This is a genomic window from Cyanobium sp. BA5m-10, assembly GCF_024346255.1.
Classification (GTDB): Bacteria; Cyanobacteriota; Cyanobacteriia; order PCC-6307; family Cyanobiaceae; genus Cyanobium_A; species Cyanobium_A usitatum.
The window spans coordinates 1-20312 of the sequence record NZ_JAGQCP010000009.1 but is presented as its reverse complement, the minus strand read 5'-3'; the positions used below and the strand labels follow the sequence as shown (position 1 = coordinate 20312).

Below are 20312 nucleotides of genomic sequence, written 5' to 3'. Positions count from 1 at the left end.
GGGGTTGCTGCGAGGGCCGCAGCAAGGGGCTGGTGGTCACTGGCGCACCATGCCCTCGTAGCGCTGGGAGATCACGTAGGTCTGCACCTGTTTGGCTGTGTCGATTGCAACGCCCACCAGAATCAGCAGGGAGGTGGCCCCCAGCCCCTGGAAGGTGCGCACCTGGGTGGCCCCTTCCACGGCCGAGGGAATGATCGCCACGGCGCCGAGGAACACACCACCCAGCAGGGTTAGTCGGTTTTGCACCCCGCTGAGGTAGCTGGCAGTGGCTGAGCCGGGGCGCACGCCGGGGATGGCTACGCCGCTGCGCTTGAGGTTGGTGGCGATGTCCACCGGATTCACGGTGAGTGAGGCGTAGAAAAAGCCGAAGCCGCAGATCAGCCCGAAGAACACCAACGCATACAGCCAGGGAGTGCTGCTGTTGGGGTTGAGGTATCCCGCCAACTTGATCAGCCAAGGGTTGCGGGTGAGGTTGGCAATGGTGAGCGGTAGAAACACCACGGCCGAGGCAAAAATGATCGGCATCACGCCGCCGGCGTTGAGCTTCAGCGGCAGGTAGCTCTGCCGTGCCGCAAGCACCCCAGCGCCTCCCACTTGGCGCTTGGCGCTCACAATTGGGATGCGGCGGTTGCCTTCCTGCACAAAGATGATCCCCACGATCGTCAGCAGGAAAACCAGCACCAGCACGACGATGCCGCCAACTGTGCTGCGGTCCCCGCTCTGGGCCAGCTCGATCGTTGATCCCAGGGCCTTGGGCAGGGTGGCCACGATGTTGACGAAGATCACCAGGGACGCCCCTTGACCGATGCCCCGCTCGGTGATCACCTCGCTGATCCACATCACCACCATGGAGCCAGTCACTAGGGCGAGGGCCGTCTGGATTACAAACACTGGCTCCGAGAGGCCCTCTGTGGCGTATTGCCGCAGGATCAGGGCAAAGACCAGGCTCTGCAGGATGCCCCAGCCCAGAGCCACATAGCGGGTGATCTGGGCGATCTTGCGCCGGCCTGCCTCGCCCTCATTCTTCTGGAGGTCCTCCAGTTGGGGCAGGGCCGCGGTTAGCAGCTGAATGATGATCGAGGCGTTGATGAACGGCAGGATGCCCAGAGCAAAAACGCCGAGGGTGGACAGGCCGCCCCCGGTGAAGATGTCCAGGAACCCGATCAGCTGACCGCCTTGGGAGAGGAACTGCTGAAAGGCCACCCGGTCGATGCCTGGCATCGGGATGTAGATGCCCAGCCGGACCAGCAGCAGCAGGCCGAGGGTGGTTAGCACCCGGTCGCGCAGCCCCTTCGACTGGATCAGTTGGCTGAGGATTTCCCCGGCACTTGGGTTGCGACCCCGGCTAACAAGCATGGCGGCGTGTGATGGACATGAAAAAACCGCCCGTCAAGACCCGCGGCGTGCCCGGGGCTCGACTGGACGGCTCAGACCTTAGGGCGGAGGCCCGCAAGGCGATCAGATGACTTCGCAGCTGCCACCGGCAGCTTCGATCTTGGTGCGAGCGCTGGCAGTAAATGCGGCGGCATGCACGGTCAGCTTGACGGAGAGTTCACCGTTGCCAAGCACCTTGAGGGGATGCTTGGGGCTGGTCACGAGACCTTCCTTCACCAAGGAATCGAGGCTGATAGTGCTGCCGGCTTTGCAGTCGGCGAGCTTGGCCACGTTGATGATCGTGAACTCCTTCTGGTTGACCAGCTCAAAGTGCTTAAGCTTGGGGATGCGGCGGTAGAGAGGCATTTGGCCACCCTCGAAGCCAGGACGGGTCGGACGACCCGAGCGGGACTTCTGGCCGCGCATACCGAAACCGCAGCTGGCTCCCTGGCCTGCAGCAATGCCGCGACCCTTGCGGAGCTTGCGGCGCCGGGCGCCAGGGTTGGGTTTGAGGGACTGGAGATTGAACGTCATGGCGAGGCCTTAGGAGTAGATCTGCTCTAGGGAGATGCCCCGCTCCTTGGCGGTCTCCTTGTGGGTGCGAAGGCCGGCCAAAGCCTCCATCGCAGCGCGGGCGTTGTTGAGGGGGGTCTTGGATCCGAGGCGCTTGGCCAGCACATTTTTGATGCCGGCCAGTTCGAGCACCGTGCGGATCGAGCCGCCCGCAATTACCCCGGTTCCGGGCGCTGCCGGGCGGATCAGCACGCTGGCGGCACCGTCGCGGCCGTTGCTGAGGGTAGGGATGGAGCTGTGACGGGTGAGGGGCACCTTGACCAGGTGCTTCTTGCCATCGGCTACGCCCTTGCGGACTGCGCCGATCACGTCGCCGGCCTTGCCGACGCCCACACCTACTTGACCCTTCTCGTTGCCAACGACAACGATGGCCCGGAAGCTCATCTTCTTGCCGCCTTTAACGGTCTTGGAGACGCGGCGGATTTGCACCACCCGCTCCTGCCATTCGGAGTCGCGCTCCTGTCCGCGACGGTTGTCGCGCCCGCGGCCGCCACCGCGACGGCTATCGCCGCCGCGGCCTTCAACCCGACCACCGCGACGATCCTGCTGGCCTTCGGCAGCAGCAGGTACATCCGAAGCGGCCGGGATGTCGTTGGACTGAACTTGATCGTTGGTTTCGGTCATGGTGAGAGCAGGGATCAGAACTGAAGGCCCGCTTCCCGGGCGGCGTCAGCCAGGGCCTTGACCCGGCCGTGGTACAGGTTGCCGCCTCGATCGAAGACCACCTGCTGGATGCCCTGGGCGAGCGCCCGTTTGGCTACCAGCTCGCCTACCGCCACGGAGGCATCACAGGTAGAGCTGGCGTCGAGGTTGGTGCGCAGGTCCTTGTCGAGGGTCGAAGCCGCACAGAGGGTGTTCTGGGCGGCGTCGTCGATGACTTGGGCGTAGATGTGATTGTTGGAGCGGAACACGGCCAACCGGGGACGGGAGGACGTGCCAGTGAGCTGACGACGCAGGCGGCGGTGACGCTTCTGGGTCTGCTGTTTGCGGGAGATGGATGACATTGCGATACAGGGTAACGACGCTCAGGCAGACCTCATTTCTTACCGGTCTTACCGGCCTTGCGCAGGATGCGCTCACCCTCGTACTTGATGCCCTTGCCCTTGTAAGGCTCAGGCGGACGAATGGCACGCACCTTGGCAGCTTCATTGCCCACCAATTCCTTGTTGGCACCGGAGACAAACACGGTGGTGTTTCCCTCTACGGCGAAGGTGACGCCCTCGGGGGGCACCATCTCCACTTGGTGGCTGTAGCCAGCTGAGACCACAAGCTTTGTGCCTTGGACGGCGGCGCGGTAGCCCACGCCAATGATTTCCAGCTTGCGGGTGTATCCCTGGCTGACGCCTTCCACCATGTTGGCGACAAGAGTGCGGCAGAGACCGTGGCGCTCGCGGGAGCGACGGTTTTCGCTGCTGGGGCTCACCACCAGGGTGTTGCCGTCCTGGGAGATCTGCACCCCTTCGGGCAGGGTGCGGCTGAGTTCGCCCTTGGGACCCTTCACGGTGACCGCCAAGCCATTGAGGCTGACACTCACCTTGTCGGGGAGGGGAATCGGCGCTTTACCAATACGAGACATGGATCAATCTCCCAGATTCAGTAGACGTAGCAAAGCACTTCGCCACCGACGCCCTGCTTACGGGCATCGCGGTCGCTCATCACCCCTTTCGACGTAGAGATGATTGCAATTCCCAGGCCGCCCAAAACTTTGGGCAGCTGGCGGTTGTTCTTGTAAATGCGCAGGCCTGGCTTGCTGACTCGCTGGACAGAGCGAATCGTGGGCTGGCGATGCTTGCCGCTGTACTTGAGCTCAAGCACCAAGTGCTTCATGACGCCTTCACCTTCTTCGGTGATTGCGGCAATGAAGCCTTCCTGCTGCAGCACATTGGCGACATTACGCACCAGTCGGGATGCAGGAATCTTGGTGGTCTCGTGGCGCTTCTCACTCGCATTGCGAATGCGGGTGAGCATGTCTGAAATTGGGTCGTGATTGGCCATGGTCGGGTCCGAAGAGGGCTCAGTTGCTGCGGAACGGCATTCCCATCTCGCGGAGGAGGGCCCTGCCCTCTTCGTCGTTACGGGCGTTGGTCACAATCGTGACGTCCATCCCCCGGATCGCATCGATTTTGTCGAAGGAGATCTCAGGGAAAATGATTTGTTCGCGGATCCCCAGGGTGTAATTCCCCCGGCCGTCAAAGCTCTTGGGGCTCACACCGCGGAAGTCGCGGATGCGGGGCAGAGCAAGATTGATCAGGCGCTCCAAGAAGGCATACATCCGCTCACCACGCAGGGTGACGGCGACACCGATTGGCATCCCCTGGCGAATTTTGAAGCCGGCGATTGCCTTTTTGGCTCGAGTCACCACCACTTTTTGGCCAGTGATTGTGGCCAGTTCGGTGATTGAGGCCTCGAGGGCTTTGGCATTCTGGGCGGCTTCACCGAGGCCCCTGTTGAGGGTGACTTTCACCACCTTGGGAACTTCGTGAATATTGGAGAGATTCAGGTCCTTGAGGAGTTTGGGCTGAATCGACTCCCGGTAGCGCTTTTTCAGTGACATGACGGGGAGAGGGGGGTGCGCTTCTGGTCTGGGTCAGAAGGCTGACAGGGACTGGAGTTGAAGTTGGCGGGGCCTGTGCGAGTGATCGCGAGGCACGCTTCTGGAGCTCAATCGAGGATTTCTCCTGTCTTCTTGAGGCGACGCTTTTTAGTGCCGTCTTTCTCCACCACGATTTCGACGCGGCTTGCCACCTGTTTTGAGCTGGAGTAGAGCATCACATTCGAGGCATGCACAGAGGCTTCCTCGGTGACGATGCGGCCACTCTCGCCTTCCTGGGTGGGCTTGACGTGGCGGGTGCGGAGGTTGATTCCCTGCACTACGACACGATTTTCGTAGGGAAGGGTGCGTAGCACCTCTCCGGTTTTGCCCTTGTCCTTGCCGGAGATCAGCTGGACGGTGTCACCCTTTTTGAGGCGCATCTTGATGCGCTCAGCGGGTTTTGCCTTGGGAGTTGCGGTCGCCATTTCAGATGACCTCCGGAGCGAGGGAAACGATCTTGGTGAAGTTGCGCTCGCGCAGTTCACGGGCAACCGGGCCGAAGACTCGGGTTCCCTTGGGGTTGTTGTCGTTACCCAAGATCACGGCTGCGTTGTCGTCAAACCGGATTGAATTGCCGGTGTCACGGCGCAGGGTGGCTTTGGTGCGCACCACTACGGCCTTGACCACATCCGATTTTTTGACACCCATGTTGGGCATGGCATCCTTGACGGCTGCCACGATCACGTCGCCCACGTGGGCGTAGCGACGGTTGGTGCCGAGAACCCGGATGCATTGGATGCGCTTGGCGCCGCTGTTATCAGCGACGTTTAAATAGGTTTCTTGTTGGATCATTAGGAGTTCTCCTCAACCGGCGGTGCTGTTGGTGAGAACTTCGGCCACGGTCCAGCGCTTGGTGCGACTGAGCGGGCGGGTCTCGGTGATGCGAACCCGGTCACCCACTTTGCAGCTGTTCGCTTCATCGTGGGCTTTGTATCGGGTGGTGCGGCTGACCGTCTTTTGATAGATGGGATGGGGGAAGCGGTTTTCCACCGCCACCACCACCGTTTTGTCCATCTTGTCGCTGACGACGGTGCCGACCCTTTCCTTGAGTGCCATGGGGATCGAGGGGGTATCAGGAGGCTGAAGCAGCCGTGGCGGCGGAGCGTTGCTGCTCCTGTTGCACCGTCATCAGGTGGGCCAGCTTTATGCGAGCCTCCTTGAAGCGGTGAGTAGTTTCCAGCCGGCGGGTGGCTTGCTGGAAGCGCAACTCAAACAGTTCACGCCTGGTGGCGTTGACCTGTTCGTTGATCTGGTCACCGGTGAGCTTGCGCACATCGGCGATGTTGGGTTTTGCCATCGGTCAGGCCTCCACTGGGGCTGCGGTTTCCTGATCCGCCAGGCTCAGGAATTTGGTCTTGAGGGGAAGCTTGAACTGCGCCAGGCGCATGGCTTCCTTGGCGATCTCGGGGGTGATTTCAGGACCACCCATTTCAAACAAAATGCGCCCCGGTTTGATTACGGCTACCCAGAATTCCGGGTTGCCCTTACCGGAACCCATACGGGTTTCGGCGGCGCGCATGGTAACTGGTTTGTCAGGGAAGATCCGGATCCAGATCTTGCCGCCGCGTTTGACGTGGCGGGTCATGGCTCGGCGGCTGGCTTCAATCTGGCGGGAGGTGATCCAGCCACACTCCTGGGCCTGCAGTGCAAACTCCCCGAAGGCAATCGTGTTGCCCCGGGTAGCGACACCGCGCATGCGGCCTCGCTGTTGTTTGCGGAATTTGACGCGTCTTGGACTCAGCATGGTTCAGGGCTCCGGATCACTCTTTGTTAGAGCGGTCTTCAAACTGTTGCGGCTGCCGGCTGGTCCGGCGGCGGGGCGCAGCACCCACGGGCAGCTGCTCTTTCTGGCCAGGCAGCACCTCGCCTTTGAAAATCCACACCTTGATTCCCAGCACTCCGTAGGTCGTGCTGGCCAGCTTGGTTGCGTAGTCGATGTCGGCACGCAGGGTGTGTAGGGGCACGCGACCTTCCCGGGTCCATTCGGTCCGGGCGATCTCGGCGCCGTTGAGGCGGCCGGCCACCATGATTTTCAGGCCGAGCACGCCAGCCCGCTGGGCCCGTTGCACGGCCATGCGGATGACGCGGCGGAAGGCAACGCGCTTCTCCAGTTGCTGGGCGATGTACTCGGCCAGCAGGAACGAGTCGGCATCGACCCGCTCGACCTCCACCACGTTGATGCGCACCTGACGGTTGGCATCACCGAGGGTTTTCTGAATACCGGTGCGCAGCTCTTCAATGCCGCTGCCCTGACGGCCAACAAGCACGCCGGGACGGGCGGTCTTGAGTTCAACTTCCAGTTGATCTGCCTTACGGGCAATCAGCACGTCGCTGATGCCTGCGGCGCCGTACTTCTTATGGACGAACTTGCGAATGCGGTCGTCTTCCTGAAGCAGGATTGGATAGGTCTTACTTGGGGCGTACCAACGCGAGCGGTGTTCCTGGGTAATCCCCAGGCGCAGGCCGGTTGGATGGATCTTGTGTCCCATCTTTCGGTGTCCTCGGGGGTTAGGTGGAAGGAGCCACAGCAATGCTGATGTGGCAGGTTTGTTTTTTGATCGCGTAGGCACGACCCTGGGCGCGTGGGCGGAAGCGCTTCAGGCAGGGACCCATGTCGGCGATCGCTGAAGCGATTACCAATGTCGAGGGGTCCAGGCCGAGATTGTTCTCGGCGTTAGCCACAGCCGAGCGCAACACCTTGGTGATTGGGCCGGTTGAGCGGTAAGGCATGAACTCGAGCATGATCAGGGCCTCGCGATAGCTGCGGCCACGGATCTGGTCGAGAACTCGTCGCACCTTGGATACGGAACCGCGGATGAAGCGGCCGTGGGCGAGAGCCTGGTTGGAAGGTGTGTTTGCCATAGCGTCAGCGGCCTCCTTTCTTATCCTTGATGTGGCCCCGGAAGGTGCGGGTGGGGGCAAATTCCCCGAGTTTGTGGCCCACCATCTGTTCCGTCACGTAGACGGGAACATGGGATTTGCCGTTGTGAACGGCAATGGTGTGGCCGATCATCATCGGCAGGATGGTGGAAGCACGTGACCAGGTTTTGATCACGGACTTGTCATCTGCGCCGTTTTGCTTTTCAACCTTGCGAAGCAGGCTGTCGGCAACAAACGGTCCTTTTTTGAGCGAACGTCCCATGGTTGATTAAGCGAACAGCAAAGCGGTGTTGATCATCAGGAATCGCGTCCGCCACGGCTCCGTTTGGAGGTACGGCGACGTTTCCGGAGCACAAACCGATTGCTGGGTTTGTTCCGCTTACGGGTTTTGTAGCCAAGGGCAGGCTTGCCCCAGGGGGTGACCGGACCAGAGCGTCCGATCGGGGCGCGGCCCTCACCACCACCGTGAGGGTGGTCGCAGGGGTTCATCACCGATCCACGCACTTCAGGCCGGCGACCAAGCCAGCGCTTGCGACCAGCCTTGCCCAGGCTGGTGTTGCGTACTTCGGAGTTGCCAACTTCACCTAGGGTGGCGTAGCACTCGCGGCGCACAAGGCGCACCTCGGTGGAAGGCAGCTTGAGGGCTACGTAGTCGCCCTCTTTGGCAACCACTTGGGCACTGGCACCAGCCGTGCGGACCATCTGGCCGCCCCGACCGGCATAGAGCTCGACGTTGTGGACGCTGGAGCCGAGGGGGATGGCAGAAAGAGGCAGGGCATTCCCCGTTTCAATCGGCGACTCGGGTCCGGAGATCACTTGCTGTCCGATCTCAATGCCAGCCGGAGCAAGGATGTAGCGCTTCTCGCCATCGACGTAGAAGAGCAGCGCTAGGCGGGCGTTGCGGTGCGGGTCGTAGTGAATGGCCGCCACTTTGGCGACGACTCCCAGCTTGTCGCGGCGGAAGTCGACGATGCGGTAGAGGCGCTTGTGACCACCGCCGCGGTGGCGGCAGGTGATCACGCCACGGTTGTTGCGGCCTTTGCGGCGGTGTTTGGCGACCACCAAGCCTCGCTCCCGTTCGCGGCCAGTTACTTCGGAGAAGTCACTGGCGACACGGGTACGGGTGCCGGGGGTGATGGGTCGGTATTTACGGATAGCCATTTCTTTTCAGACCCCTCAGGACTCAGGGAACAGCTGGATGGCATTGCCTTCGGCGAGGCGCACCACTGCTTTCTTCACTTGGGCACGTTTGCCGGCGAAGCGGCCCACCCGCCTGGAGCGGCGAGGGGGATTCATGGTGCTGATGCCGATGACTTTGACGTCGAACAGCTGTTCAACGGCAGCCTTGATGTCGGGTTTTGCAGCCCGATGGTCCACCTCAAAGGTGTACTGGTTCTGCTCGAGGGCCCGGGTGGCCTTCTCGGTGATCAGCGGCCGACGGATCACATCCGCAAGCCGGCTCGAAAAACGTTCAGCCATCGCCGTAGACCTCCTGAATCTTCGCGAGTGCTTCCTCGCTCACCACCAACTTGTTGGCGTGGAGCAAATCAAACACGTTGAGCTGATCCGCAGCGATCAGCTTGACCTTCTCGAGGTTGCGCACCGAGCGGCGCACTGCCTCGGAGGCTCCGTCGAGCACCACCAGCACCTTGGTGCCGGCTTCGATACCAAGCCGGCCGAGACCGGCGGTGATTTCCTTGGTTTTGGGGGTATCGAGCCCAACGCCAAAGCCCTTGACAACGGTGATGTCGTTGATGCGACTCATCAACGCGGTGCGCAGGGCCAGGCGACGCTCCTTGCGGTTCATCGCCAGGGTGTAGCTGCGGGGCTTGGGACCAAACACCACACCACCGCCGGGGCGGAGGGGGGTTCGAATCGAGCCTTGGCGGGCCCGACCTGTGCCCTTTTGCTTGTAGGGCTTGCGGCCGCCACCGGCTACTTCAGCGCGGGTAAGCGTGCTGGCCGTGCCCTGACGGGCGTTTGCCAGCTGACGCACCACGGCGCGATGCACCAAGTCTGTGGCAGACGATTCCTTAGCGACTTTGAGTTCAAGGGCAGCCTTGCCGGCCTCCTTGCCTTGCCAGTCGCGAATTACACAATTAGCCATTGGTTTTCTCCTCAGTTCCCGGCTTTGGCGCCCACCCGGTTCGCCGGGCGGATGTTGAGCAGGGCGCCAGGCTTGCCGGGCACCGAACCCTTCACTACCAGCAAGTTGCGCTCCACATCCACTTTGAGGATGACGAGGCCGCGGGTGGTGATTTGTTTGCCGCCGTAGCGGCCCGCCATGCGCTTGCCGGGGTAGACGCGGCCCGGCGTGGTGCCGGCGCCGATCGAGCCAGGCTCTCGGTGGTTCTTGGAACCGTGGGTCATGGGGCCCCGGCTGAAGCCGTGGCGCTTTTGGAGGCCGGAAAAGCCACGGCCCATGGTGTCGCCGCTCACATCAACCTTTTGACCAGGCTCAAAGGCCGTCACGGAGATGGAGCCACCCAGCTCAAGGCCATCCACGCTGTCAACCCGATATTCCTTCAGGTGGCGCAGGACCTCATCACCAGATTTGGCTAGGTGCCCCTTGGCTGGCTTGTTCACGAGCTTTTCGCGAATGTCGCCAAAACCAAGCTGAACGGCGTTGTAGCCGTCGGTGCTGGTGCTTTTGAGTTGGGTGATGCGGCAAGGACCCGCCTCGATCAAGGTGACCGGGATGGACTTGCCCTCGTCGTTGAAGAACTGGGACATGCCCAATTTCTTCCCAAGAATGCCGATAGACATAGGAGGGGAAACAACGCCAGCTGGACCACCGGGCGCAGTGAGCAAGGGCCTCATGCACGACGGTGAAACTGAAGCGGTCAGAATGTTGCCTGGCTCGGCCGAGGGGCCGCTCTTCGCCGCGGAAGCCTGGGCCTCCATCAACGGGTTGCGATTTCCAAGGGCTAGCGAGGCTGATCTGATTCGGATCAGCGCGGCTGGGACTTATCGGAACCGGACTGGACTCAACAGACTTGAGATCAGTGCGTTCTGGCAGTTTCCCGACGGGACCTGCAAACTTTTAAAGCTGCTGGAACCGTGCTGGCCGAGGACGATCACCACCACTGGTGATCGTGTGCCGTGATCTGGAGGCCCGGCTAGCGGTCGGGCACATATCAATGGCACAGTTGATGAACATACCCCACCGCCTAACCCTGCTTGGGCTGTCAAAGTGGTGTGTAGCTAGCAATTACCCGTAATGCCCCTGCTGCTCTCCGGTCGCGGTTTCCGCCAGGACCTTGAGCGCGCTGGTGCTCTGGCCCTATTTGCACCCCTTGAGGGTGGCGCAGAGACCCGCTTGATGCGCCGGATGCGGGCTGTTGGTTATCGCGCCCAGCTCACATCGGCGCGGGGGCTTGGTGATCCTGAGGCCTTTCTTTTGCAGTTGCACGGTGTGCGTCCGCCCCACCTGGGTCACCAGAGCGTGGGCAGGGGTGCAGCTGTGGGCGAGGTGCAGCGGGTGATGCCCCAATTGGGGGCTTTGCTCGAGGGCACACAGCCCATCCTGCTTTGGTTGTTGGAGGGTCAGGTTCTGTCTCAGGCTGAATTGGGGTCCCTGATCTCTCTCTGCCAGCGTGAGCCTCGCCTCAAGCTTGTGGTGGAGATGGGCGGTTCCCGTGAACTGCGCTGGCAGCCCCTTGAGCAGCTGCTTGACGCCTGAGGAGGCTCTCGCCTTAGGCCGCTGGGTCAAGTTGATCTGTGGGGCTAGCAACCAGGATCTGGCTGGGATCGAAGACCTCTGCGGCATTTTTTCTCTGGCCGGGGTGCACTGCATAGATGGCGCGGTAGATGCGGCTGTAGTGGCCGCGATCCGCCGCGGGATTGATTGGGCTGAAGCCCGTGGCGCCAGTCGCCCCTGGCTGATGTTGAGCCTCAGCGATGGCGACGATCCCCATTTCCGTAAGGCTTGGTTCGACCCCGCCTGCTGCCCGCCGGTCTGCCCCCGCCCCTGTGAGCGGGTTTGTCCTGCCTTGGCCATCGGGCTTGCTGCTACTGGCGCTCCAGGAGTGTTGGCGGAGCGCTGCTATGGCTGTGGCCGCTGCCTGCCTGCCTGCCCCCACGGAATGATTGAGGAGCGGAGTCAGGTGCTGGCAGGGGCGGATGTGCCTCCCCTGCTTGCGGAGTTGCGCCCTGATGCGGTGGAACTCCACACCCACCCCGGTCGCGGCGTGGCCTTTGCAGAGCGGGTTGGCCAGCTGCGGGCCAGTGGCGTGCAGCTGCAGCGGCTGGCGGTGAGTGCGGGTCTTGAGGGCACAGCCCAGTCGCCCTCTGCGTTGGTGGCGGAGCTATGGCAGCGCTTCAGCCTGCTGCGCGGCGCCGGCTTTCGTCCCCTCTGGCAGCTCGATGGCCGGCCGATGAGTGGTGATGTGGGGGCGGGTACGGCTCGAGCGGCCGTCAAGTTGGTTGCGGCCGTGCTCCCCCAGGCTCCCCCCGGCCCCGTGCAGCTGGCTGGGGGCACCAACGCTCACACGCTGCCTCAGTTGACGAGCTATCCCTTGCAGCATCGAATCGCTGGCGTCGCCTTTGGTGGCGTGGCTCGCCGACTGTTGCAGCCCCTGCTATTAGAGGCCCAGGGGCGGGGACGCTCTTTGCTGGCCGATGCCGAGCTTTTCCCCCTTGCCCTGGGGCTGGCTCGGGAGCTTGTTAATCCCTGGCTAGAACGTACCTAGTGCCTTGCGATTCGGTGTCCAGCCCTGCTTTGATCGCCCCCCAGCGCGTCACCGACGACCTCGATCGCCTGCTGGCCCTGCTGCCTGAGGTGGTGCAGGCGGCCTTGGCGACCGCCGAGTCGCGTGAGCAGTTACTGGAGGTTGTGCTCGACCTGGGCCGGGTGCCCGAGGCCCGCTACCCGGGCCAGGTAAGCGCCCTGGGCAATCAGCCCCTGGAGCGCGCCGACCTGGCTGCAGTGGTGGAGAGATTAGGCAGCTTCGGCGGCGACAACCGTGCCGGCATTGAGCGCACCCTGCATCGCATCAGTGCGATCCGCAACCGCACCGGCACGATCGTGGGACTCACCTGCCGGGTGGGCAGAGCAGTGTTTGGCACAGTGGCCATGGTGCGCGACCTGCTCGATGCCGGCGAGTCGCTGCTGTTGATGGGGCGCCCTGGTGTGGGCAAGACCACCGCCCTGCGCGAGATCGCCCGGGTGTTGGCCGATGACCTGGGCAAGCGGGTAGTGGTGATTGACACCAGCAATGAAATCGCTGGGGATGGCGACATTCCCCATCCCGCCATCGGCGGCGCCCGGCGCATGCAGGTAGCCCGGCCGGAGCTTCAGCACCAGGTGATGATCGAGGCCGTGGAAAACCACATGCCCGAGGTGATCGTTATTGACGAGATCGGCACCGAGCTTGAAGCCCAGGCGGCTCGCACCATTGCCGAGCGTGGCGTGATGCTCGTGGCCACGGCCCATGGCAATGCCATCGAAAACTTGATTAAAAATCCCACCCTCTCCGATTTGGTGGGTGGCATTCAGGCGGTGACGCTCGGCGATGAGGAGGCCCGCCGCCGTCGCACGCAGAAAACCGTGTTGGAGAGGGCTGCCGAGCCCACTTTTGCCATGGCGGTTGAGATGCACAGCCGCCATCGTTGGCATGTGCACAGGGACGTGGCCCGCACGGTGGACATGCTGCTGCGGGGCCAGGTGGGGCGCCCCGAGATTCGGGAGCTCGGCGCCGATGGGCAGCTGCAGCGGCAACTTGAGTCAGCGCCTGCCCCGGCTGCCAGGGAGGCGGTGGCGCCGCGGCCCCATGGGCGACCACGGCTGGCCGCCGCACCCCTGCCCGAGTTGGAGGACGCTGACGCGGCGTCAGAGCTCCCAGCGGTTGAAGCCGCGGCAGCGATGTTGCGGGTGTACGGAGCGGGCCTCAGCCTGGGGCCGCTGGAGCAGGTGGTGCGGGCCCGTCAGTTGCCAGTGGAGCTGGTGGGCAGTGTCGAGCTGGCTGACGCGGTACTCAGCCTGCGCCAACATCTCGGCAGTGATCCCCATGTGCGCCGTCAGGCTCAGGACCTGGGCCTGCCGATTTTGGTCCTGAAGTCGGCGGCCCCGCCCCAGCTGCAGCGCGCCCTAGAGCGGCTGCTCCAGCGTCATCGTGAGGGACAGGCGCAAAAGGATCCAGTCGCAGTGGCTGCCTGCAGCGCCCAGGCCGATGACGCACTCGCCGGGCTTGAGGAATGCCGGCTGGCGGTTGAACAGGTGGTGTTGCCCCACGGCCAGCCCGTAGAGCTGCTGCCCCGCAGCGAGAGGGTGAGACTGATGCAGGCGGAATTGGCTGATCGCTACCGGCTACGCACCGCTGTGTTTGGTCGCGGTGTGGAGCAGCGACTGCGGCTATTTCCTGTCTGAGCTAGGAGCCGGTGGCTGCGGCGGTTGACGAAGGACCGGGCGCTATGGGTAACTATCTTGGTACCCGGAAATTCCGGTTGAGCCCATCCGTTAGGTTTGGTTCAAGCTCTTTCAGAGCGCCATTGGGTCGTCGCCAAGCGGTAAGGCAGCGGTTTTTGGTACCGCCATTCCTAGGTTCGAATCCTAGCGACCCAGTTTTGATCCATGTCTTTCGCTCCCCCTGCTGCGACTGGCTTTTGGGCTAAATCTGGCCCCTTGATCGTTTTTGATTTCGACGGGGTGTTGATGGATGGCATGCCCGAATACTGGTGGTCGGCCCGGGCGGCGGCCCTGCAGCTGGCTCCAGAGCTGGTGCTCCCCGAGCAGGCACCGGCAGGTTTCACCAGCTTGCGGCCCCTGATTCACAAGGGTTGGGAGATGGTGCTGATTGCAGCGGAGTTGGGCCGCCCGGATCTCAACTTGGAGGAGTTGCTGGCCGATTACGACGGGGCCTTGCCTGCCGCTCTGGCTCGTTGGGGGTGGCAGCCGGAGCGGCTGCAGCGCCAGCTCGAGCAGGTCCGCAATGCCGCCATCGCTGAAGCGCCTGCTGCCTGGCTTTCCCGCCACAGGTTTTACCCGGGGGTGAAGGAGCGATTACAGCGCTTGGGGCAGGAAGGGGCCGACTGGGTGGTTCTCACCACCAAGGGCGCCGCTTTTGCGGCCAGGCTGTTGGCGGCTGCGGCTCTAGAGCCTTCCGCCCTTTATGGCCACGAGCACGGCAGCAAGCCCGAGGTGCTGCACCAGCTGCTGGATCAGGGGCGCCCGCTCTGGTTTGTTGAAGACAGACGCCCCACGCTGGCAACGGTGCGGGCCGATTCCCGCTTGGCATCGGTCCGTTGTTTTTTGGTGAGTTGGGGGTACTTGGGTCCCCAGGACGCTGAGGCTTTGCCGGCTGGCATCGGCTGGCTGACGCCGGAGCTATTTGCTGCCCCCCTGGCGCAATGGCCCCAGTGAGCTAGAGTACGCTCGTACTATTAGCAATTGATACGCCGGCCCGCTTTAGGGGCACTAGCTGCTTAGAGGCCGCAGGATGGCCGTCTTCGGGTTTGCCTGGAGGTCGTGCCTGCGGGTCATGCCGATTTACGGCTAGCTCCCCGCCCTGCTTTGCGTCTTTGCGGCCTGTTCCTTCGCATTTGATTGCTGTTATGCCCGCTACCCCTAACTCCTCCTCCAGCCCTTCCGTGCCCCCTGCTTCCCGCGCCTCAGCCAGTTCTGCTTCGGCTTCTGCCTCTTCTGCAGCTACCGCCTCTTCAGCTACTAATTCTGCGGCTACGGCCTCTTCATCTAATAATTCGACTGCCGATAGCCGGGCAGCAGCCGAGCGCGACAAGGCCTTGGGGCTTGTCTTGAATCAGATCGAGCGCAATTTCGGCAAGGGTTCGATCATGCGCCTGGGGGATGCCTCCCGCATGCGGGTGGAAACCATCGGCACTGGGGCCCTCACCCTGGATCTGGCCTTGGGTGGGGGCTATCCCAAGGGTCGCGTAGTTGAGGTCTATGGGCCGGAGAGTTCCGGTAAGACCACCCTCACCCTGCATGCCATTGCTGAGGTGCAGAAGCGAGGTGGTGTGGCCGCTTTTGTGGATGCGGAGCATGCCCTCGACCCCGTCTATGCAGCGGCCCTTGGCGTTGACATTGAAAACCTGCTGGTCTCCCAACCGGATACCGGTGAGATGGCTTTGGAGATCGTCGACCAGCTGGTGCGTTCAGCGGCCGTGGACATCGTGGTGATCGACTCGGTGGCGGCCTTGACCCCCCGCGCTGAAATTGAAGGTGAAATGGGGGACCTGGCTGTGGGTGCCCAGGCTCGCCTAATGAGCCAGGCCATGCGCAAGATCACCGGCAACATAGGTAAATCCGGCTGCACCGTGATCTTCCTCAACCAGCTGCGCCAGAAGATCGGTGTCACCTACGGCAATCCGGAAACCACCACCGGTGGTAACGCCCTCAAGTTTTATGCATCGGTGCGCTTGGACATTCGCCGGATTCAGACCCTCAAGCGGGGCACCGAGGAGTACGGCATCCGCGCCAAGGTGAAGGTGGCAAAAAACAAAGTCGCCCCGCCCTTCCGGATCGCCGAATTCGACATCCTGTTTGGCCGTGGCATCAGCACCCTTGGCTGTTTGCTCGACTTGGCCGAGGAGACCGGTGTGGTGATCCGCAAAGGTGCCTGGTACAGCTACGAGGGCGACAACATTGGTCAGGGCCGGGACAACACGATCACCTGGTTGGAGCAAAACCCAGCCCAGGCTGAGGTGATTGAGCAACTCACTCGGCAAAAGCTGAAGGAGGGCTCAGAGGTCACCGCCAATTCCATGAAGCCCCTGGCCGCGGCTGCTAAGGCGGCTGTTGCATCATCAGGGCTCGCTGAAGCGGGCGATGGCCTCGAAGAGTTGCTGGTGACTAGCTGAGCTGCTTGTCCCAGCTCAAGGGAGCGTGAATGCTCCCTTGAGCTGGTTGGGGTTAGGCGGGTTGGCTGGCGATTGAGCTCGCGATCCCTTTGCTGCCACGGGGCTTTGGAGCACTTGGGCTACTCGCTGTAGCTCCTGGATGGCTTCGGCTCCTTCTAGCTTCACCAGTTCGTGGCCATCGCGGGATTCCACCCAGCTGATGCCGAAATCGGAAACTAAAAACCGCACCATGTGGTTCGCGTCGAGGTTGGCGACGAAGGAGGCCCCGTGACCGTCCCGGCCATCACCGCAGACGTAGCAGGTGGCAGCAATGCCTCGGTCTTGAAGGCTTTTGGCGAGAGCCTGAAGACTCATCACCAGGTCGTACACCACAGATCTGTACTGCTCGGCTAAGCGTGGGAACACGACGACCAGACGGATTCAAAAGATCCTAATCTTTTCTTCAGGATTTCGCGGGTCAGCCGTCGGACAGGTTCCACCAGCCGGCTGCGGGGCCGACAAAACGCACCGTCAGCCAGAACACCACCAGGGCGCCGATGCCTATCCAGGCCCCTTTGGTGGTGAGGGTGACGAAGCGATCAGCCTGGTTGCGCGTCAGGGGCAGCCAGGCTGCGACGCGTGGCGAGGTGTCAATTTCTTTTGGCCGTTTTGGCTTAACCAGCTTGGGTGGCAGACCCTGAATGCTGCGACGCTTGGCTTCCCCCATGGCTCCGCTACTTGGATGGTGAAGTCAGGATCCCACGTCAGTGAGGCAGTAAGCGGGTCAGGTTGATCCAGGGTTCCAGGGCCGCAAGCACCTGGCGGCCCCAGCTCCGCCCCCGCAGCCGCCCATCCAGTACGGCCAGTCGGCCAGCGCCCTCGCGCCTAAGCCCCGCTACACCGAGCTGCAAACGGGTTAGGGCATCTGGCAGCAGGCCCTCTCGGAACCAATCGCGGCCCTCCTGGCGCAGGGCCATTACTCGCGCAGCGGTGAGTGGATCTTCGAGGCTGGCGATCGGCAGCAGGGCGATCACGATCTGGCTTGGCAGCGGCAACCGGGCCTGCTGCTCGAGCCACCAGCACCAGCGGCCACAAATCACCCCATTGCTCTCGGGCGCGGTGCTCTCGTGCCCTACGCGACTGCCGAATTCCGCTGCCAGCCCACTGGTCAGTCCTAATCGCAGGGCTTCGTCATCGATCAGCACGACCGTTAGCCCAGCTTGGCCAAGGATCAGGCGCCGGCTTTGCTCGAGCAGGTGCTGTCCGTAGTTCGGGCTATTCGGCAGCGGTTGGCGCAGCGGCGCAAATAGGGGCAGGGGGTCGGCAAGGGGTGCATCGCCGAGATTCAGCTCCACATCCGGCTGGAGCCCCAATTCACTCCCCGGCGCAAGTTGGCCCAGCAGCACCGCACCCCGCCCCTCCAGCAGACCGCGCAGCACCGCCAAGGGCTCGAGGGGGTGGCGGTGCAGTTGCCATTGCAGCAGTTGGGGATTCAGCTGGGCCCAGCTGGTCCAGCCGTCGCCCTTGGCGGCCAGCCAGTCGGGCCATGGCGCGGGTAGGGGGCTTAGCAGCTGCAGCAGATGGCGCAGGGGGGCTTCGTCGTCTGGGGCCAAGGCCACCAGCTGGTTGGGACGGCGGGGGGCGCTGAGCACCCTGCGATTGAGCCGTTGGTGCAGGCTCAGCAGGCTGGACTCGGCCGCGGGCTGGGCCCGCCGCAGTTGATCCCAGTGCTGGTGTGTGACCACCACCTCCAGGGCTTGGCGCAGCAGGGCGTCGAGCTGTTCCGCCTCCGGGATCACCAGTTGGCGCTCCCCCAGCCCCCCCTTTTGCCAGGCCGCGACCAGCTGCTGATGGCTAAGCAGCCAGACGCGGGCAGCTTCTGGTGCTTGGTCGCCCTCGAAGCAGGGCAGGGCCATGCTTGGTTCGGCCTTTGCCAGCCTGGGCAGCTCCACCTGTAGCAGCCGTTGGCGTTGGGCCTCGCCCACCACTATTGCCAGGGGGCACTCGCTTAGGGCCAGGGGCACCAGCAGGCTGATCCACCAGCTGGGCTCGCTGCCTGGTGCTAGTCGCACCAGGGTGTGGTCGCCGCGGCGCAGGCTGCGGGCCACCAAGCGGCTGAGGCTGAGGTGGTGGGGCCAGGGAGCACTGCCCTCCTGGCGCAATAGGTCCTTGAGTTGCTGATGGGCGCGGGCTTCGAGCATTCCCAGCCAGCCAACAGATCAAAAGCGTAGGAAGCTGGCGGCATGGCTCCTGCCCCCAGATGACTCCCGATTCCCTGCCCAGCCCCCAGGCTCGTGCTCGCAGCACCGCCAATCCGTGGCGGCAGGGGCCCGTGGGGATCGTGGGCTTGGGATTGATTGGTGGCTCCCTGGGCCTGGATTTGCAGCACCAAGGCGTGGAGGTGCGCGCTCTAGTGCACCGTGATGCCACCGCCGAGCGAGCCCGGCAGCGGTTCCTGGCCACAGAGGTGGGCACCAACCCCGCCGTGCTGGCCGGCTGCAGCCTGGTGGTGCTGGCCCTGCCCCTAGACCGGCTGCTGGAGCCGACGCAGGAGTTGCTGGCGGCGTTGCCACCCCAGGCGGTGATCACCGATGTGGGTTCGGTGAAGGCGCCGGTGCTGGAGCTCTGGCAGGGCCTGCATCCCCGTTTTGTCGCCAGTCATCCGATGGCCGGTACGGCTGAGGCGGGCGTTGAGGCGGGGCGGCAGGGGTTGTTTCGCGGGCGCCCTTGGGTGGCGACCCCCTCTGCCGCCACTGATCCGCAGGCGCTGGCGTTGGTTCAGGGCTTGGCCCAGGCTGTGGGGGCCCACTGGCTCAGTTGCGGCGCCGCTGAGCACGACCAAGCGGTGGCGCTGATCTCCCACCTGCCGGTGTTGGTGGGTGCCGCCCTGCTGCAGACGGCTGATCGGGCGGGCGCTGCGGGCGCCGGGGATCTAGCTGGCCTAGTGCGCGCCCTAGCTTCAAGCGGTTTTGCCGACACCAGCCGGGTGGGCGGCGGCAATCCGGAGTTGGGCACCCTGATGGCCCGCTGCAACCGCGAGGCGCTGCTGGTGGCGCTGGCGCTCTACCGGCAGCAGCTGGAAGCCCTCGAGCAGCAGGTGAGCCAGGGGGATTGGCTGGGCTTGCGGCAGGAGCTCGATCGCAGCCAGGAGTTGCGGCCGCAGTTTCTCTGATCCCCCTGACACGGCTATGTGTTCAGGTCGCTGAGGTTCAGGGATTGGCCCCGCTCTGCCAGCAGCTGCCGGCAGGCCATCAGGGCTGATAGGCCCACGGCGGCGGTGCCCTCGCCGGGGTGGATCGAATCGCCGCACAGCCACAGGCTCGGTAGGGGGGTGCGGCTCGCCAGGCCGAAGGGCCCGAAGCGGCTGGGGTGCTGTCCCAGGCCGCCCACAAAGCCAAAGGGCCGCCCGGTCCAGCGCTCAAAACCCCTGGGTGTGGCTAGCTCAGCGTGGCGCCACTGTGCTGGGCTGATGCCCAGCAGCGACTCCAATCCCCGCTGTATGGCGGCCAGCGCTTCCGCCTTGGCTTGTTCGTAGGCGGTGGCTTCGAGGCCAAACCAGGGCCTCGCTGGTGTGAACACGCTGGCGATCACCGTGGCCAGGCCCGCCGGCGCCCGGCCGTCGCCCTCGTGGCTCACCGACACAAACAAGGTGCCCGGATCGGCCCAATCGAGTTGTAGGTGGGAGTGGCAGTTGGCAGGCAGCAGGGCTCGCTCCACTGCGCCATAGAACACCAACGCGCCGGAGGGATCGGGGAGCTGGGCCAGCCGTTGCCGGTAGCCCGCGGGCAGCTGCTTGCCCAGCAGATCGGGCAGGCTCTGCACCGGCAGCGCCAGCACCACATCGGCGGCCTGCCGTTCGAAGCGCTCGCCCCGTACCCGCCAGCCCGCGCCGCCTCCAGGCTCGTTGCTGCGCTCCAGGCTGCCAACCCGGTGGCGCAGTCGCAGCTGGCCGCCGCCGGCCGCTAGGGACTGCTCCAGCTGCTGGCTGAGCACCTGCATGGAGCCCTGCAGGTGCCAGAGCCCAAGCGGTGCCTGGCCCATGGCCAGCACGGTGGCGCCATAGAGGGCGGCGGTGCGCTCTGCTGGCTCCTGGGAG

General features: G+C 63.6%; 29 protein-coding genes, 1 tRNA gene and 1 pseudogene. 7 read left to right on the top strand and 24 right to left on the bottom strand.

Annotated features, from left to right (window positions below; all coding sequences use genetic code 11):
* Positions 1-36: 36 nt before the first annotated feature.
* The 19 genes from secY to rplC form a co-directional block, all read right to left on the bottom strand.
* The gene (gene secY, locus KBY85_RS05465; protein WP_254960507.1) at positions 37-1356 is read right to left on the bottom strand and encodes a preprotein translocase subunit SecY; all 1320 of its coding nucleotides are present in this window, start codon (positions 1354-1356) and stop codon (positions 37-39) included.
* 102 nt (positions 1357-1458) lie between these two features.
* Positions 1459-1908, bottom strand: a complete 450-nt coding sequence (gene rplO / locus KBY85_RS05460) for a 50S ribosomal protein L15 (RefSeq protein ID WP_254960506.1) — start codon at positions 1906-1908, stop codon at positions 1459-1461.
* A 9-nt stretch (positions 1909-1917) separates the two neighbouring features.
* Positions 1918-2571, bottom strand: coding sequence for a 30S ribosomal protein S5 (rpsE, locus tag KBY85_RS05455; RefSeq protein ID WP_254960505.1), 654 nt, complete (start codon positions 2569-2571; stop codon positions 1918-1920).
* Between the two features lie 14 nt (positions 2572-2585).
* A complete protein-coding gene (rplR, locus tag KBY85_RS05450) occupies positions 2586-2951 on the bottom strand; it encodes a 50S ribosomal protein L18 (protein WP_254960504.1) in 366 nt (121 codons plus the stop codon).
* Positions 2952-2983: 32 nt separating this feature from the next.
* Positions 2984-3523: a 50S ribosomal protein L6 gene (rplF, locus tag KBY85_RS05445; RefSeq protein ID WP_254960503.1), complete on the bottom strand. Its 540-nt coding sequence runs from the start codon at positions 3521-3523 to the stop codon at positions 2984-2986.
* A gap of 17 nt (positions 3524-3540) precedes the next feature.
* Complete coding sequence (gene rpsH / locus KBY85_RS05440; protein WP_254960501.1) at positions 3541-3942, bottom strand: 30S ribosomal protein S8; 402 nt, start codon at positions 3940-3942, stop codon at positions 3541-3543.
* Between the two features lie 19 nt (positions 3943-3961).
* Entirely contained in the window at positions 3962-4501 is a 540-nt protein-coding gene (rplE, locus tag KBY85_RS05435) for a 50S ribosomal protein L5 (RefSeq protein ID WP_254960499.1), read from the bottom strand.
* A 107-nt stretch (positions 4502-4608) separates the two neighbouring features.
* Complete coding sequence (gene rplX, locus KBY85_RS05430; protein ID WP_254941847.1) at positions 4609-4965, bottom strand: 50S ribosomal protein L24; 357 nt, start codon at positions 4963-4965, stop codon at positions 4609-4611.
* 1 nt (position 4966) lies between these two features.
* Positions 4967-5332 carry a 50S ribosomal protein L14 gene (rplN, locus tag KBY85_RS05425; protein WP_106632388.1) on the bottom strand — a complete coding sequence of 122 codons (366 nt, stop codon included), beginning with the start codon at positions 5330-5332 and terminating at the stop codon, positions 4967-4969.
* Positions 5333-5344: 12 nt separating this feature from the next.
* Positions 5345-5596 carry a 30S ribosomal protein S17 gene (rpsQ, locus tag KBY85_RS05420; RefSeq protein ID WP_094560052.1) on the bottom strand — a complete coding sequence of 84 codons (252 nt, stop codon included), beginning with the start codon at positions 5594-5596 and terminating at the stop codon, positions 5345-5347.
* A gap of 16 nt (positions 5597-5612) precedes the next feature.
* Positions 5613-5837 carry a 50S ribosomal protein L29 gene (rpmC, locus tag KBY85_RS05415; RefSeq protein ID WP_106632387.1) on the bottom strand — a complete coding sequence of 75 codons (225 nt, stop codon included), beginning with the start codon at positions 5835-5837 and terminating at the stop codon, positions 5613-5615.
* Positions 5838-5840: 3 nt separating this feature from the next.
* Positions 5841-6284, bottom strand: a complete 444-nt coding sequence (gene rplP, locus KBY85_RS05410) for a 50S ribosomal protein L16 (RefSeq protein WP_254941846.1) — start codon at positions 6282-6284, stop codon at positions 5841-5843.
* A 16-nt stretch (positions 6285-6300) separates the two neighbouring features.
* The gene (gene rpsC, locus KBY85_RS05405) at positions 6301-7029 is read right to left on the bottom strand and encodes a 30S ribosomal protein S3 (RefSeq protein WP_254960498.1); all 729 of its coding nucleotides are present in this window, start codon (positions 7027-7029) and stop codon (positions 6301-6303) included.
* Between the two features lie 19 nt (positions 7030-7048).
* Positions 7049-7402 carry a 50S ribosomal protein L22 gene (gene rplV, locus KBY85_RS05400; protein WP_106632384.1) on the bottom strand — a complete coding sequence of 118 codons (354 nt, stop codon included), beginning with the start codon at positions 7400-7402 and terminating at the stop codon, positions 7049-7051.
* 4 nt (positions 7403-7406) lie between these two features.
* On the bottom strand, positions 7407-7682 hold the full coding sequence (gene rpsS / locus KBY85_RS05395; RefSeq protein WP_106632383.1) for a 30S ribosomal protein S19: 276 nt from the start codon (positions 7680-7682) through the stop codon (positions 7407-7409).
* Positions 7683-7717: 35 nt separating this feature from the next.
* Positions 7718-8581, bottom strand: a complete 864-nt coding sequence (gene rplB / locus KBY85_RS05390) for a 50S ribosomal protein L2 (protein WP_106632382.1) — start codon at positions 8579-8581, stop codon at positions 7718-7720.
* Positions 8582-8596: 15 nt separating this feature from the next.
* A complete protein-coding gene (locus KBY85_RS05385) occupies positions 8597-8899 on the bottom strand; it encodes a 50S ribosomal protein L23 (protein ID WP_094560045.1) in 303 nt (100 codons plus the stop codon).
* Positions 8892-9527 (bottom strand): 50S ribosomal protein L4, encoded by a 636-nt coding sequence (gene rplD / locus KBY85_RS05380; RefSeq protein WP_106632381.1) that lies wholly within the window; start codon positions 9525-9527, stop codon positions 8892-8894. The genes KBY85_RS05385 and rplD overlap by 8 nt, the downstream gene beginning before the upstream one ends.
* Positions 9528-9538: 11 nt before the next feature.
* Positions 9539-10186 carry a 50S ribosomal protein L3 gene (rplC, locus tag KBY85_RS05375; protein ID WP_106632380.1) on the bottom strand — a complete coding sequence of 216 codons (648 nt, stop codon included), beginning with the start codon at positions 10184-10186 and terminating at the stop codon, positions 9539-9541.
* A gap of 454 nt (positions 10187-10640) precedes the next feature.
* On the opposite strand from rplC, the gene KBY85_RS05370 reads away from it, so the two are divergent.
* The 5 genes from KBY85_RS05370 to KBY85_RS05350 all read left to right on the top strand — a co-directional run bounded on the left by KBY85_RS05370 (position 10641) and on the right by KBY85_RS05350 (position 14780).
* Positions 10641-11102, top strand: a complete 462-nt coding sequence (locus KBY85_RS05370) for an NAD(P)H-quinone oxidoreductase subunit N (protein WP_254941844.1) — start codon at positions 10641-10643, stop codon at positions 11100-11102.
* Positions 11080-12111 carry an LdpA C-terminal domain-containing domain gene (locus KBY85_RS05365; protein WP_254960497.1) on the top strand — a complete coding sequence of 344 codons (1032 nt, stop codon included), beginning with the start codon at positions 11080-11082 and terminating at the stop codon, positions 12109-12111. The genes KBY85_RS05370 and KBY85_RS05365 overlap by 23 nt, the downstream gene beginning before the upstream one ends.
* Before the next feature lie 32 nt (positions 12112-12143).
* Positions 12144-13787 (top strand): AAA family ATPase, encoded by a 1644-nt coding sequence (locus KBY85_RS05360; RefSeq protein WP_254960539.1) that lies wholly within the window; start codon positions 12144-12146, stop codon positions 13785-13787.
* Positions 13788-13910: 123 nt separating this feature from the next.
* Positions 13911-13982: transfer RNA gene (locus tag KBY85_RS05355), tRNA-Gln, on the top strand.
* A 9-nt stretch (positions 13983-13991) separates the two neighbouring features.
* Positions 13992-14780 carry an HAD family hydrolase gene (locus KBY85_RS05350; protein WP_254960495.1) on the top strand — a complete coding sequence of 263 codons (789 nt, stop codon included), beginning with the start codon at positions 13992-13994 and terminating at the stop codon, positions 14778-14780.
* 1 nt (position 14781) lies between these two features.
* Here the strand turns inward: KBY85_RS05350 and KBY85_RS05345 are convergent, their stop codons facing one another.
* Positions 14782-15156 (bottom strand): hypothetical protein, encoded by a 375-nt coding sequence (locus KBY85_RS05345; protein WP_254960494.1) that lies wholly within the window; start codon positions 15154-15156, stop codon positions 14782-14784.
* Positions 15157-15160: 4 nt separating this feature from the next.
* Between KBY85_RS05345 and recA the strand changes: the two genes are divergently transcribed.
* Complete coding sequence (gene recA / locus KBY85_RS05340) at positions 15161-16237, top strand: recombinase RecA (RefSeq protein WP_254960493.1); 1077 nt, start codon at positions 15161-15163, stop codon at positions 16235-16237.
* A 15-nt stretch (positions 16238-16252) separates the two neighbouring features.
* On the opposite strand, the gene KBY85_RS05335 is transcribed toward recA, so the two are convergent.
* From KBY85_RS05335 to KBY85_RS05325, 3 genes are read right to left on the bottom strand one after another with little or no spacing between them, the layout of a single operon-like run.
* Complete coding sequence (locus tag KBY85_RS05335; protein WP_254960491.1) at positions 16253-16642, bottom strand: DUF1815 family protein; 390 nt, start codon at positions 16640-16642, stop codon at positions 16253-16255.
* A 52-nt stretch (positions 16643-16694) separates the two neighbouring features.
* Positions 16695-16943 carry a DUF2839 domain-containing protein gene (locus KBY85_RS05330; protein ID WP_254960490.1) on the bottom strand — a complete coding sequence of 83 codons (249 nt, stop codon included), beginning with the start codon at positions 16941-16943 and terminating at the stop codon, positions 16695-16697.
* Positions 16944-16980: 37 nt separating this feature from the next.
* On the bottom strand, positions 16981-18417 hold the full coding sequence (locus KBY85_RS05325; RefSeq protein ID WP_254960489.1) for a helicase: 1437 nt from the start codon (positions 18415-18417) through the stop codon (positions 16981-16983).
* A gap of 59 nt (positions 18418-18476) precedes the next feature.
* On the opposite strand from KBY85_RS05325, the gene KBY85_RS05320 reads away from it, so the two are divergent.
* Complete coding sequence (locus tag KBY85_RS05320) at positions 18477-19388, top strand: prephenate/arogenate dehydrogenase (protein ID WP_254960488.1); 912 nt, start codon at positions 18477-18479, stop codon at positions 19386-19388.
* Positions 19389-19402: 14 nt separating this feature from the next.
* Here the strand turns inward: KBY85_RS05320 and KBY85_RS05315 are convergent.
* Positions 19403-20312, bottom strand: a pseudogene (locus tag KBY85_RS05315) (FAD-dependent oxidoreductase); the annotation flags it as partial.